Origin of the sequence: Candidatus Profftella armatura (genome assembly GCF_000441555.1) — a bacterium.
Taxonomy (GTDB): Bacteria; Pseudomonadota; Gammaproteobacteria; order Burkholderiales; family Burkholderiaceae; genus Profftella; species Profftella armatura.
Window position 1 is genome coordinate 216,927 of the sequence record NC_021885.1, and the last position, 13,581, is coordinate 230,507.

Consider the following 13,581-nt stretch of genomic DNA (forward strand, 5'->3'; position numbering starts at 1 on the left):
TATAATTTTATGTTTAAAAATATAAATTTTTATAAATTAATATTAGGACGTCTTACTTGGGACGCAATTCCTTTACATGACCCAATTTTATTAGTTACTTTTTTTATGGTTCTAATAGTTGGTTTAACTATACTTGGATTAATAACTTATTACCGAATTTGGGGTTATATATGGAAAGAATGGTTTACTAGTATTGATCATAAAAAAATTGGTATCATGTATATTATTCTGGGCTTAGTTATGTTATTCCGAGGATTTACAGATGCTGTTATGATGCGTCTGCAACAAGCAATTTCTTTTGGGAGTTCTTTCGGTTATTTACCTCCAGAACATTATAACCAAATCTTTACTGCGCATGGTGTAATTATGATATTTTTTGTTGCTATGCCATTGGTTACTGGAATAATAAATTTTATCGTTCCATTACAAATTGGAGCAAGAGATGTCGCGTTTCCCTTTTTAAATAATCTTAGCTTTTGGATGACTTCTGGTGGAGCTATACTCGTAATGATTTCTTTATTTATTGGAGAATTTGCAAGTACCGGATGGCTTGGTTATCCACCCCTTTCTGGTATTGCTCAAAGCCCAGGAGTTGGAGTAGATTATTATATCTGGTCATTACAAATTGCTGGTATTGGTACATTGTTATCTGGTATTAATATGATTGCCACTATTATTAAGATGCGAGCACCAGGAATGAAATTAATGAATATGCCAATTTTTACATGGACTGCATTATGTACTAATATATTAATTGTTGCTGCTTTTCCTGTGCTAACTTCTGTATTATTTTTATCTACATTAGATCGTTACATTGGTACTCATTTTTTTACTAATGATCTTGGGGGGAATATTATGATGTATGTTAATCTTATATGGATTTGGGGGCATCCTGAAGTATATATTTTAGTATTACCGGTATTCGGTATTTTTTCTGAAGTAGTATCAACTTTTAGCAGTAAACGATTATTTGGTTATTCTTCTATGGTTTATGCTACAGTTGTAATCACTTTATTATCTTATATAGTTTGGTTACATCATTTTTTTACTATGGGGTCTGGCGCTAATGTTAATGCATTTTTTGGTATAACTACTATGATTATTTCAATACCAACTGGTGCAAAAATATTTAATTGGCTTTTTACTATGTATCGTGGTCGTATTCGATTTGAAGTACCAATACTATGGACTATAGGTTTTATGATAACATTTGTTATTGGGGGAATGGCTGGAGTTATATTAGCAGTTCCAGCAGCAAATTTTTTATTACATAATAGTTTATTTTTAGTTGCTCATTTTCATAATGTAATTATTGGAGGTGTATTATTTGGTTTAATGTCTGGAATAAATTACTGGTTTCCAAAAGCATTTGGCTATAAATTAGAACCATTTTGGGGGAAATGTTCATTTTGGTTTTGGTTAATTGGTTTTTATGTTGCATTTATGCCATTATATATACTTGGTTTTATGGGAGTTACTCGTCGCATGAGTCATTTTGAAGATATTTCACTACAAATTTGGTTTCAAATTGCCGCGTTTGGTACTCTTTTAATAGCAATGGGAATTCTTAGTTTTATAATACAATTAATCGTTAGTTATCGTAAACGACATACATTAATTGATATTACAGGAGACCCATGGAATGGTAGAACTTTAGAGTGGTCCACATCCTCTCCTCCACCAGTTTATAATTTCGCATTTATACCATTAATACATCAATCTGATTCTTGGTGGTATATGAAAAAAAATAATTTTAAGTTTCCGAAAGATAAATTTCAAGATATTCTTATGCCAAAAAATACTAATATTGGAATTTTAATTTCTATTTTTTCTTTAATTATGGGATTTGCGTTAGTATGGCATATGTGGTTATTAACTATAATATCATTTATTATTACACTAATAATAGTGATATATAATACTTTTAATTATAAAAGAAACTATTATATTTCTTCTGAAGAAATAACTTGTATTGAAAAAAAACGTATAAGATTATGATATCTAAAACTACTAATAATTTCTCTAAAAATTGCTTAAAAAATAAAAAAAATATAAATTACTATATAACTAATACTTCGAATCATGAAAATTCTACTATTTTAGGATTTTGGTTGTATTTAATGAGTGATTGTTTAATATTTTCATCTTTATTTGCAATTTATGCTGTATTAGGTCATAATTACGCAGAAGGACCGACTGCAATTCAAATATTTAAACTTCCATCGGTTGCTTTAAATACAATAATTTTATTATTATCTTCATTAAGTTGCGGTTTTGCAATAATACAAGCACAAAAAAAATATGTAAATGGGGTTATTTTTTGGTTATCAATTACTGCTTTATTGGGATTTTTTTTTGTTATTTTGGAATTAAATGAATTTATAGAATTAATTAATAGAAATTTTGGTCCATGGCGGAGTGCTTTTTTATCATCATTTTTTGTTTTAGTGGGTATGCATGGATTACATATTATTTTTGGTATAATATGGTTAATTACTTTAATTTTACAAATTAAAAAATATAATTTGATTTTGGAAAATCAACGTAGAATAATTTGTTTATCTATGTTTTGGCATTTTTTAGATATTATCTGGATTGGTATATTTACATTTATATACTTAATCGGAACATTATCATAAATTTAAATGATTTTTATAAAAATAAATATGTACAATCAAAAAAATAAAAATAATTTATACAAAAATCTTTTTTTTATTGGAACAATAAAAGATTATATAACTGGTTTTTTTTTGTCATTAATTTTAACAGTTATCCCATTTATAATTTATTTTAATAAAAATAATAATTTTTTAAATCTAAATTTAATTAAATTTATAATTTTAAGTTGCGCGATTTTACAAATAATTATTCATATGATTTATTTTCTTCACATGAATATTAAATCTGAAAACGGATGGATTATATTATCGTTTATTTTTACGTTAATATTAATAATAATTATGTTTTTTGGATCAATTTGGGTTATGTATCATTTAAATCATAATATGATGCCTAATATGAAAAACTAAATAAGGATTTAACTTATTTTTCCTTGAGTAACTCTTTCTATCCCTGAAAGATCGCGCCAACTTTTTATATCACTAAAACCATATTTAAACAATAATTTTCTAACTAAATTAGATTGATTATAACCATGCTCTATTAATAATAACCCATTTTTCACAAGATATTTTGATGCATTTTTTACAATTTCTTTGATCGATGATAAGCCATTAGAATAATCAGTCAAAGCATTAATTGGTTCAAAACGTAAATCTCCTTTATTTAAATGAATATCTCCTTTTGGAATATATGGCGGATTAGCAACAATAATATTAAATAATTTTTTATAATTTTGTAAATTATTATACCAATTACTTTTGATAAATTTAATAGGTATATTGTATTTAGTTAATTTTTTTTTTGCATTTTTTTTTGCTATTTTTAAAGCAAATTTACTAATATCAGTAGCAATAATTTCAATTTTATTTTTAGAGTATATAGCTATTGCTATAGCAATAGCTCCCGACCCAGTTCCCATTTCCAATAATTTTATTTTTTTTTCAAATGTTTTTTTTACAATTAAATCTACCAATAATTCGGTTTCAGGTCTTGGGATAAGAACATCTGAAGTTATATTTAATACTAGCCCATAAAATTCCTTTTTACCAATAATATATGCAATTGGTTCTCCTAATATACGTCTTTGAATTAATTTATTAAGAATATTTATTTCTTGTTTATGTAATTTTTTTTCATTATTAATAATTAATTCTACATCAGACAATCTAGTAACATACTTTAATAAAATATTAGTTTCAAATATATTTAATGGTGATTTTTTTTGTACTGTAAAAATAGTATTTTTTTTTAACATAATAAATTTTTAATTTGAAAAGAAATTTTCTATTAAGTCAGATTGATATTCTACTAATAATGAATTAATAATTTCATTTAAATCTCCATCCATTATATAATCGAGTTTATATAATGTTAAATTAATACGATGATCCGTCATTCTTCCTTGAGGAAAATTATAAGTACGAATTCGCTCACTTCGATCACCTGATCCAATTAATAATCTACGCATTTTTGCTGTATTTGACTGTTGCTCACGTAATTTTGAATCTTTAATTCGAGCCAAAAGAATTTTTAATGCAAATGCTTTATTTTTATGTTGACTACGATCATTTTGACATTGAACAACGATACCAGTTGGAATGTGTGTAATACGAACGGCTGAATCAGTTTTGTTAATATGCTGCCCTCCTGCTCCTGATGCACGATAGGTGTCTATTCGTAAATCAGCAGGATTAATATTTATATCCTCAATTTCATCTGCCTCAGGTATTACAGCTACTGTACAAGCCGATGTATGAATACGGCCCTGAGTCTCTGTTTTTGGTACACGTTGAACTCTATGAACCCCGGATTCAAATTTTAATTTTGAGTATACATTTAAACCAATAATGCGTGCAATTATTTCTTTATACCCCCCTATTTCAGAAAGAGACCTAGATATTATTTCAAATTTCCAATAATTTCGTTCAGAAAATCGTATATACATTCTTAATAAATCATTAACAAATAATGCGGATTCATCTCCCCCAGTCCCAGCTCGAATTTCTATAAAAATATTTCTTTTGTCATTTTTATCTTTTGGTAAAATTAATTTTTTTATCTCCAATTCAATATCAAATATACGTTTTTTTGCTAAGTTAATTTCATCTAAAGCAAAATTTCTCATTTCTAAGTCATTTAACATTTCTTTTGCGGTTATAATATCCTCATTTATTTTTTTATAATTATTATAAAGTTCTACAATAGGATATAAAAACGAATGTTCACGAACTTTTTTACAATAATCTTTAATGTTATTATGAACTTCTTTCTGTGTAAGTAAAAAATCCAATTCTTTTAATCGTTTTGAAAATTTTTCAAGTTTAGATAGCATTAAATGTTTCATAATTTATTTAATATTTAAAAAAGAAATATAATAATTTTTATAAAATATAAATATTAATTAATAAAATATTTTTTCAATATTATAAAATTCATTTATAATATAAAATATATTTTATATAAAATTTTAATTAAACAATATTAACTTAAAAAACTTTTTATAGTGAATATAATAATTATTATAGGATTGATTTTTTTAAACGGCATTTTTTCAATGTCTGAAATTGCTATAATTACATCTAAACGTGTAAGGTTAAAAAAATTAATTGAAAAAGGTAGTATTGGTGCTTTATCGGCTCTTATTCTTTCTGAAAATCCAATTCATTTTTTTTCCACAGTTCAAATTGGTATTACTTTAATTAGTATTTTTAATGGCGCATTTGGAGAATCGTCTTTAGTTGCTTCTCTTACACCTAAAATAAGATTTTTTTCATTAATGAGAGATCATGCGCATGAAATATCATTGGTTATTGTGGTATTTAGTATTACTTTTTTTTCATTAATTTTTGGGGAATTAATACCAAAGCGTATTGCTATGCAATACTCTGAAAAAGCTGCATCTATAATTTCACCCTTGATGTTATTTTTATTAAAATTAATGGGACCATTTGTTAAAATATTAACAATTAGTACTGAATCTATTTTAGATATATTCAATATAAAATACAAAAAAAATGATTTAATAACAGAAGAAGAAATTTATAAATTATTTCGAGAAGGTTTTGATATTGGAATTTTTAATAAAATAGAATATAACCTTGCATCTCGTGCTTTAAAACTTGATGATCAATGTGCAATAACTTTAATGACTCCTCGTATGAAAGTAAATTTTATTAATATTGATGATAATATTGAAAAAAATTTAATTAAAATTCTTGATAGTTCTTATAATTATTTTCCGGTTTATAAAAAAAGTATCTCTAAAATAATCGGAACATTGAATACTAAAACTTTATTTAAAAAAATTATTTCTAATCGTTCAATTGTCAATATTGATATTACTTCCGCTATACAACCTCCACTATTTATACCAGAAACAATTAGTACTATGCAATTACTAGAAACATTTAAAAAAAATAAATCCGAATTATCATTAGTAATTGATGAATATGGTGAACTTGAAGGAATAATTACCATTAATGATATAATTCATTCTTTAATAGGAGATATATCAAATAGCTATCAAGAAGAAATAGAGTTTTGCGAAGATGGATCTTGGATAATAAGTGCTAGTATGACATTTGATCGATTCAAAGAATTATTATCAAATCAAGTAAATTTTCCAGTAAAAATTTCTAGAAATTATCATACATTAGCTGGTTTTGTAATGACATTTCTTGGGCATATACCAAAAATATCAGAAAATTTTATATGGAAAAATATAAAAATTGAAGTTATTGATATGAATAATAATAAGATAGAACGTCTTTTAGTAACCATATTAAATGATAAAAATAAATACTAATTATTAATTTATATTAAATTTAATAATTTATTAAAAGTTTTACTTGGGCGCATCGCATGATTTATTAATTTATTAATTGGCATAAAATAACCACCAATATTTACTGGTTTTCCTTGAATATATTGAAATTCTTTAATAATTTTTTTTTGATTATTTAATAAAGAATTAAAAAAAGGAGTAAAAAAATAATTCAAATCTTTATCTAATTTCTGAGTTGCTAACGCTTGTGCCCAATATATTGTTAAATAAAATTGACTCTCTCTAGTATCTAATTCATTAACAATAGGTGATGGTAATTTATTGTAATCAAGTAATTTGTTAATAGCTATTTCCAATGTTTTTGAAAGAATATTGGCTTTTTTATTATTAGTTTTTATAAAAAGACATTCTAAAGAAGATAATAAAGCTAAAAACTCTCCCAATGAATTCCATCTTAAATGGTTTTCTATTAAAAATTGTTCAATATGTTTCGGGGCAGAACCACCGGAACCTGTTTCAAATAAATTTCCACCAGATAATAGAGGTATAATAGATAACATTTTAGAGCTAGTACCCAATTCTAAGATTGGAAATAAATCAGTTAAATAATCACGCAAAACATTTCCTGTTACAGAAATAGTATCTTTACCATTAATTAAACGTTTTAATGTATAGTTCATGGCATCAATTTTAGACATAATTTTAATATTTTTTATATCTTTTACATTGCATTCTTTTAAAAAAAATTCAATTTTTTTAATTATTTCAAATTCATGTGGACGCTGAGTATCTAACCAAAATATTGTTGGTATATTAGTTTGTTTTGATCGATTAATTGCTAGCATAATCCAATTTTTAATTGATTCATCTTTTGTTTGACATACTCTCCAAATATCACCTTTCTTAACATGATGCTCAATTAAAATATTATTATTATAAACATCAACAATTCTAGCTATACCATCATAAGGAATTTCAAAAGTTTTATCATGTGAACCATATTCTTCAGATTTTTGAGCCATTAATCCAATATTTTGCACTGTTCCCATTATTGATGGATCTAAATTATTTTTTTTACAAAAATTAATAATTTCTTGATAAATTTTAGCAAATGTACTATCAGGAATAATAGCTTTAGTTTCTTTTTCATTACCAATTTTATCTAACATTTTCCCACCATTTCGTATCATAGTTGGCATAGAAGAATCGATAATTATATAATTTGGTGCATGTAAATTACTAATTCCTTTTTTTATATCAACCATTGCAAATGATGGCCTATTAATATCACATTTTTTTATATCATATATTATTTCCTCGTATTTATTTTTTGGTAAAATTTTTATTTTATTTAATAAGTTACTTAAACCATTATTTACATTAATATTTAATTTTTTAAATATTTTTTTATGTTTTATAAAAACATTTTTATAAAAAGTTTTTATTGCATATCCAAAAATAATTGGATCTGATTTTTTCATCATAGTACATTTTAAATGTAATGACAATAGAAGATTATTTTCATAGGCATGTTTTATCTGATTTTCGTAAAAATCACATAATAATTCCTTGCTTAAAAATGAACTATCAAGAATTTCGTCTTTTAATAATGGTATTTTTTTATTTAAAATAAGAATTTTTTTATTATGACATAGTAATTCCATTCGAATATTGCAAGATTTATTTAATGTAATACTTTTTTCATTATCATAAAAATCACCTTTAGTCATATATGAAACATGCGTTTTAGAAGTAGAACTCCATTTTTTTATATAATATGGATTTTTACGTGCATGATTTTTAATGAATACCGGTATTCGACGATCTGAATTACCTTCTCTTAGTATTGGATTAACTACACTTCCAAGCAATTGAGAATATTTTATTTTTATTAACTTTTCTTTTTCAGTTTTAGGATTTTCTGGAAAATTAGGAATTTTATAACCATGTAATTGTAATTCAGAAATTACATTAATTAATTGAGGTAATGATGCACTAATATTTGGTAATTTAATAATATTGATATATGGTTTTTTTATTAATTTACTTAATTCATCCAGATCATCTAATATTTTTTGATCTTTTCTTAAATAAGAGGAAAATTTAGACAATGTTCTTGCGGCTATTGAAATATTACTGCTAATTATTTTAATATTCGCTAATGTAGTAAATTTTTTAATAATAGGAAAAAAAGAATAAGTTGCCAACATGGGCGCTTCATCAGTTAATGTATAAAAAATAGTTGATTTATTAATAGTCATTATTCTATAAATCCTTTTGATATTGAATTATTTTAAACTTAAATTGCTTTTATAAAATCAAAATTAAATTTTTGGAGAGAGAGGGATTTGAACCCTCGATAAGTTTTTAAACTTATACACGCTTTCCAGGCGTGCGACTTAAACCGCTCATCCATCTCTCCTAAATAAGTTTAATTATATGATAATATAATTAAATATATAATTAATAATATTAATTATATATTTAATTAATTTAAATTTTATGAATTATTATTTTTTTCTTTTTCAATTGATGAATTATTATCTGATTCCAGTGTATTAACTGGGATTATTGCTGTTGCTATTGTTGGGTCTTCTTCTGTGCTATGAATAACAGAAACACCTCTAGGTAATTTTATATCTGAAAGGTGAATAGATGTATTGACTTCCATTTTTTCTAAATTGATTTCTATAAATTTAGGTAAATTTTTAGGTAAACAAGAAATATATAGATCGGATATTACATTACTTATTATACAAGAATTTAATTTTACAGCAGGTGATATTTCTGAATTTATGAAATGTAAAGGTACTTTTACGTGAATTTTTTTTTCTGTATCAACACGTTGAAAATCCGCATGTAAAACTAGTTTTTTATATGCGTGTAATTGAAAATTACGCAATAAAACTAATTCAACTTTTCCATAAATCTCAAGATTTAATATAGAAGAATGAAAAGTTTCTTTTTTTAATGCGTGATATATCATATTATGATTCATTGATATTTTAACAGGATCTTTATTTCCTCCATATATAATACCAGGTACTTTTCCTATTTTACGTAAATTTCGACTAAAACTTGTTCCTTTTTTTTTGCGTTCAAATGCAATAATCTTCATTTTTATTTTTCCTTTAATTCTTTATAAGAAACAAATTTAAAAATATAAAGTTTTATTGATTAAACATTTATTAGAATAGGGGGACGTTTTTGAATTTTGAATATTTAAGATTAATAACAATTTTATAACAATTTTTTATGTAATTATGTAAATAATTATGTAAATTAAATATGATATTTAAATAAATTTTACAGAAAATTCAGGGGAAGAAGGATTCGAACCTTCGAGTGCTGGAATCAAAATCCAGTGCCTTAACCAACTTGGCTATTCCCCTAATAATCATTTTTTATTATTAATATTTTTATAAATAGGAATTTATAAATTAAAATAATAATAAAATAAAAAAATTAGTGATAAAATTACTAATAAAATATTAGTAATATTAATTAGTAATATTAATGATAAAATATTAATATTAATAATAAAATAAAAAATGTTAGTTATAAAACATGAATATATTAATATTAATATTAATAATAAAAAATGAATATCACAAAAAATAATTAAATTTCAATAATTTTGAAAACTCATTAAAAATTTTTCAATTTTATAAGAATTTTTAAATTTTGTCAAATTATAAAAAACAATCTTCAAATTAAAAATATATTTTATAAAATAAAAAATGATTAAAAATAAATTAAAATGAAAAAATTTGATAAAATTTTTTTTTCTAATACTATCATTTCTTGGCAAAAAAAATATGGTAGACATATGTTACCATGGCAAAATACAAAAAATACATATTATATATGGTTATCTGAAATTATGTTACAACAAACCCAAGTTAATACTGTTATTCCATATTATCAACGTTTTTTAAAAAAATTTCCAAATATAATGTCCTTAGCACAAGCTAAATTAGAAAATGTTATGGAATTATGGAGTGGACTTGGTTATTATTCCAGGGCTAGAAATTTACATATTTGTGCTAAACTTGTTTTTTTTAAGTATAATGGAATTTTTCCAAAAAATTTTATTTCATTAATAAATTTACCAGGAATTGGACAATCAACCGCTTCCGCTATTAGAGTATTTGCTTATGGAAAAAGAAATGCTATTTTAGATGGAAATGTTAAGCGTATCCTTATAAGAGTGTTAGGAATTAATTGTTCTTTAAATATTAAATTTATCGAAAAAAAATTATGGCGATATGCTATTGATTTATTACCAAAAAAAAATATAGAAATATATACTCAAGGTTTGATGGATTTTGGTTCAATAATTTGTAAAAAAATAAAACCTAAATGTAAAGTTTGTCCTTTGCAACTATGTTGTATAAGCTATAAAACTAACAAAATCAATAATTTTTTGATTAAAAATAAAAAAAATATCAAAAATTGTTCTATAATAATGTTTATAGTGATTGATGATGATTATGTACTTTTTCAAAAAAGATCAAATAAAGGTATTTGGGGTGGATTATTATCTTTTCCAGAATGGATATTAAAAGATAAAATTATTAATTTTGTAGATAATAATTTAAAAAATTTAATTGAACTTGAAATTAAAAAATTTATATCATCATTTGGATTTATAAAAAATTATTTAATATTACCTATAATTTCTCATAAATTAACACATTTACAATTTAAAATTGTACCTTGTCATATTTTTTTAAAAAAATGCTTTTTAAAAGAAAACAAAAATAATTTTATATGGTATCCAATAAAAAAAATAAAAAATTCTCCTATTCCTGCTCCAGTAAGAAAAATATTATTTCAAATAATACAAAGATAATTTTTATACATAGATTTAATTTCTTATTATTTTTTTATATTCATTTGTTCGTGTATCAATCTCAATTAAATCATTTTTATGTACAAATAATGGGGCTAAAATAACATAACAATATTTTTTGATTGCATTTTCAATTTTAATTTTTTTTAAAACATTTTTAGAAGTATTTCCCCTAACGGCTGACTCTGAATATATAACTTTTCGTATTATTGTGTCAGGCAATTCAATTGTGATAATTTTTTTTTGATACAAGATAGCTTCACATTCCATGTCATTTTTAAGATATTTTAAAATATTTTTAATATTTTCAATTTTTAATTCATATTGTTCGTAATTTTTATCTATAAATATATAAAATGGATTTGAAAAATATAAATAAGTCATTGGTTTTTTTTTTAAAATAATTACATTAATTTTTTCATCACCACGAAAAATATTTTCCGTCAATTTATTTGTTAAAATATTCTTCATTTTCCATTTATAAGTAAAACCATTTCGACTTGATCCATGAAAATCTGAGCGTAAAACTATCATTAATTTATTTTGAAATAAAATAACATTTCCAACTCGAACTTCTTTTACTAGTTTCATATTTTTAAAATATATTATTTAGTTTTTAAAAAACATATTATAAATTTTTAATAAATACAATTTTTTTAAAAAATTTTATATATCTTATATAAATTAATATTTTTTCCTATACTTTTTCAGATAAATTATATAATCTTTTATCAAATTCTATTTAAGAAATAAATAGTAGCATATATACTATTATTTTTTTGCAGATATATTTTATAGATATTTATGTTTTTTTTAGAAAATTATTTTATAGATTTTATTGTTATTTCTAACATCATTATAGTTATAAGATATTTTTTATTTTTTTTAAATTAAAATTTTCATTTTTTATTAAAATTTTTATTAAATATATAATATAAATATCTCTATTTTCTAAAAATATCTTTTTATAAAAAGTAAATAGTAAATAATTTTCTTAAAGTGTTAAATTTTTCAATTTTTAAATTAAAAATGATTAAAATTCCAAATAATAAAGAAGAATATAGTTCCAATAAATTTAATACAACTCAATATAAATTTATGAGTGATTCACCAATTGTATGGATGTTTTCTGGACAAGGATCTCAGTATTTCAATATGGGAAAAATGCTTTATAATAAAAATATTACTTTTCGATATTGGATGAAAAAATTAGATATAATATCTATTAAGTATATTGGGCAATCAATTATAAAAATTCTTTACAATAATGAATTTTCTGAAACTAAATTATTTAATCAAACTTTATATACACACCCAGCTTTGTTTATGTTTCAATATGCTATGGCTAAAACTTTATTATCACAAGATTTTAAAATACCAGATATTTTATTTGGCGCTAGTCTTGGAGAATTTATAGCAGCTGCATTTGCAAATATAACAGAAGTAGAAGAAAGTTTATTTGATATTATTAAACAAGCATTTTTATTTGAATTTTATTGTAATAATGGAGCAATGATTTTAATAATTGATGATATTAATAATTCTTATATTAATTCAATATTTTATGATAAGTATCAATATGAACTTGCTGCTATAAATTTTGATCGGTGTTTTGTTATTTCTGGATTATATAATAAAATTACAAAAATTATAAAATTTTTGAAGAAAAAAAACATTACATATCAAATATTACCAGTATCAACTGCATTTCATTCTTCTCAAATTGATATTGTAAAAAATAAATTTAATTTAATTTTTAAAAACAGAATTATTAATAAATCTACTATACCAATAATATCTTGTGCATATTTATCTATAAATAAATTAAATAATATTAATTTTTTTTCCGGGGATTATTGGTGGAATGTAATAAGAAATCCAATACAATTTAGTAAAGCTATTATGGATTTTAAAAAAAAATATCCAAAAGCAATTTATATAGATTTAAGTCCATCTGGAAATATGGGGACATTTGTTAAATATAATTTATGTATAGAAAAAAGAAATAGAGTTATTCAAATTATAGATCCTTTTAATAAAGATCTAATTAATTTAGATTTAGCTAGAAAAAAATTAAAAATTTTAATTAATTCTTGATATTTTAAATTTAGTTTTAATTAATAAATTTTTATATATAATTTTTCTTTTATTTTTAATTAAATAAATATGTTTTTATATACATATTTTATTATATTCAAAAAAATTGTTTTGATAATATTTTTTTTGTTAATATAATATTGCTAATATTTTTATAATAATGAATTTATTAAAGGAACAATCAATTTAATTATAAAAATTCGCTATTCAAAATCAACATTTT

General features: G+C 22.6%; 11 protein-coding genes and 2 tRNA genes. 6 read left to right on the forward strand and 7 right to left on the reverse strand.

Annotated features, from left to right (window positions below; translation table 11 throughout):
- Window positions 1-9: 9 nt before the first annotated feature.
- The 3 genes from cyoB to cyoD are packed head-to-tail and all read left to right on the forward strand — an operon-like array spanning window position 10 to window position 3,029.
- The gene (gene cyoB / locus SSDC_RS00950) at window positions 10-1,998 is read left to right on the forward strand and encodes a cytochrome o ubiquinol oxidase subunit I (protein ID WP_020915451.1); all 1,989 of its coding nucleotides are present in this window, start codon (window positions 10-12) and stop codon (window positions 1,996-1,998) included.
- Entirely contained in the window at window positions 1,995-2,639 is a 645-nt protein-coding gene (gene cyoC, locus SSDC_RS00955) for a cytochrome o ubiquinol oxidase subunit III (protein WP_020915452.1), read from the forward strand. Before cyoB ends, cyoC begins: the two co-directional genes overlap by 4 nt.
- Before the next feature lie 27 nt (window positions 2,640-2,666).
- Window positions 2,667-3,029, forward strand: a complete 363-nt coding sequence (cyoD, locus tag SSDC_RS00960; protein WP_041193095.1) for a cytochrome o ubiquinol oxidase subunit IV — start codon at window positions 2,667-2,669, stop codon at window positions 3,027-3,029.
- An 8-nt stretch (window positions 3,030-3,037) separates the two neighbouring features.
- On the opposite strand, the gene prmC is transcribed toward cyoD, so the two are convergent.
- Together prmC and prfA are read right to left on the reverse strand one after the other, a co-directional pair.
- Window positions 3,038-3,877: a peptide chain release factor N(5)-glutamine methyltransferase gene (prmC, locus tag SSDC_RS00965; protein ID WP_020915454.1), complete on the reverse strand. Its 840-nt coding sequence runs from the start codon at window positions 3,875-3,877 to the stop codon at window positions 3,038-3,040.
- Between the two features lie 9 nt (window positions 3,878-3,886).
- A complete protein-coding gene (gene prfA, locus SSDC_RS00970) occupies window positions 3,887-4,966 on the reverse strand; it encodes a peptide chain release factor 1 (RefSeq protein ID WP_020915455.1) in 1,080 nt (359 codons plus the stop codon).
- Window positions 4,967-5,125: 159 nt separating this feature from the next.
- Here prfA and SSDC_RS00975 point away from each other — a divergent pair, with 159 nt between their 5' ends.
- Window positions 5,126-6,427, forward strand: a complete 1,302-nt coding sequence (locus tag SSDC_RS00975) for a hemolysin family protein (RefSeq protein ID WP_020915456.1) — start codon at window positions 5,126-5,128, stop codon at window positions 6,425-6,427.
- An 8-nt stretch (window positions 6,428-6,435) separates the two neighbouring features.
- Here SSDC_RS00975 and SSDC_RS00980 read toward each other — a convergent pair whose 3' ends face one another.
- The 4 genes from SSDC_RS00980 to SSDC_RS00995 form a co-directional block, all read right to left on the reverse strand.
- Window positions 6,436-8,667, reverse strand: coding sequence for an NADP-dependent isocitrate dehydrogenase (locus SSDC_RS00980; RefSeq protein WP_020915457.1), 2,232 nt, complete (start codon window positions 8,665-8,667; stop codon window positions 6,436-6,438).
- A gap of 72 nt (window positions 8,668-8,739) precedes the next feature.
- A tRNA-Ser gene (locus tag SSDC_RS00985) sits at window positions 8,740-8,828 on the reverse strand.
- Between the two features lie 78 nt (window positions 8,829-8,906).
- Window positions 8,907-9,524, reverse strand: a complete 618-nt coding sequence (locus SSDC_RS00990) for a 50S ribosomal protein L25/general stress protein Ctc (RefSeq protein WP_020915458.1) — start codon at window positions 9,522-9,524, stop codon at window positions 8,907-8,909.
- 200 nt (window positions 9,525-9,724) lie between these two features.
- Window positions 9,725-9,798: transfer RNA gene (locus SSDC_RS00995), tRNA-Gln, on the reverse strand.
- A 368-nt stretch (window positions 9,799-10,166) separates the two neighbouring features.
- Here SSDC_RS00995 and mutY point away from each other — a divergent pair.
- A complete protein-coding gene (gene mutY, locus SSDC_RS01005; RefSeq protein ID WP_020915459.1) occupies window positions 10,167-11,261 on the forward strand; it encodes an A/G-specific adenine glycosylase in 1,095 nt (364 codons plus the stop codon).
- Window positions 11,262-11,276: 15 nt separating this feature from the next.
- Here the strand turns inward: mutY and SSDC_RS01010 are convergent, their stop codons facing one another.
- A complete protein-coding gene (locus SSDC_RS01010; RefSeq protein WP_020915460.1) occupies window positions 11,277-11,852 on the reverse strand; it encodes an elongation factor P in 576 nt (191 codons plus the stop codon).
- Between the two features lie 438 nt (window positions 11,853-12,290).
- Between SSDC_RS01010 and SSDC_RS01015 the strand changes: the two genes are divergently transcribed.
- The gene (locus SSDC_RS01015; RefSeq protein WP_144417481.1) at window positions 12,291-13,358 is read left to right on the forward strand and encodes an acyltransferase domain-containing protein; all 1,068 of its coding nucleotides are present in this window, start codon (window positions 12,291-12,293) and stop codon (window positions 13,356-13,358) included.
- The last annotated feature ends 223 nt before the right edge of the window (window positions 13,359-13,581 follow it).

What these genes read in the sequence shown, in the direction of transcription:
- SSDC_RS00980 (WP_020915457.1), bottom strand. Translation starts at nt 8,667, where the DNA reads ATGACTATTAATAAATCAACTATTTTTTATACATTAACTGATGAAGCG.
- prmC (WP_020915454.1), bottom strand. Translation starts at nt 3,877, where the DNA reads ATGTTAAAAAAAAATACTATTTTTACAGTACAAAAAAAATCACCATTA.
- mutY (WP_020915459.1), top strand. Translation starts at nt 10,167, where the DNA reads ATGAAAAAATTTGATAAAATTTTTTTTTCTAATACTATCATTTCTTGG.
- prfA (WP_020915455.1), bottom strand. Translation starts at nt 4,966, where the DNA reads ATGAAACATTTAATGCTATCTAAACTTGAAAAATTTTCAAAACGATTA.
- SSDC_RS00990 (WP_020915458.1), bottom strand. Translation starts at nt 9,524, where the DNA reads ATGAAGATTATTGCATTTGAACGCAAAAAAAAAGGAACAAGTTTTAGT.
- cyoC (WP_020915452.1), top strand. Translation starts at nt 1,995, where the DNA reads ATGATATCTAAAACTACTAATAATTTCTCTAAAAATTGCTTAAAAAAT.
- cyoD (WP_041193095.1), top strand. Translation starts at nt 2,667, where the DNA reads ATGTACAATCAAAAAAATAAAAATAATTTATACAAAAATCTTTTTTTT.
- SSDC_RS01015 (WP_144417481.1), top strand. Translation starts at nt 12,291, where the DNA reads ATGATTAAAATTCCAAATAATAAAGAAGAATATAGTTCCAATAAATTT.
- SSDC_RS01010 (WP_020915460.1), bottom strand. Translation starts at nt 11,852, where the DNA reads ATGAAACTAGTAAAAGAAGTTCGAGTTGGAAATGTTATTTTATTTCAA.
- cyoB (WP_020915451.1), top strand. Translation starts at nt 10, where the DNA reads ATGTTTAAAAATATAAATTTTTATAAATTAATATTAGGACGTCTTACT.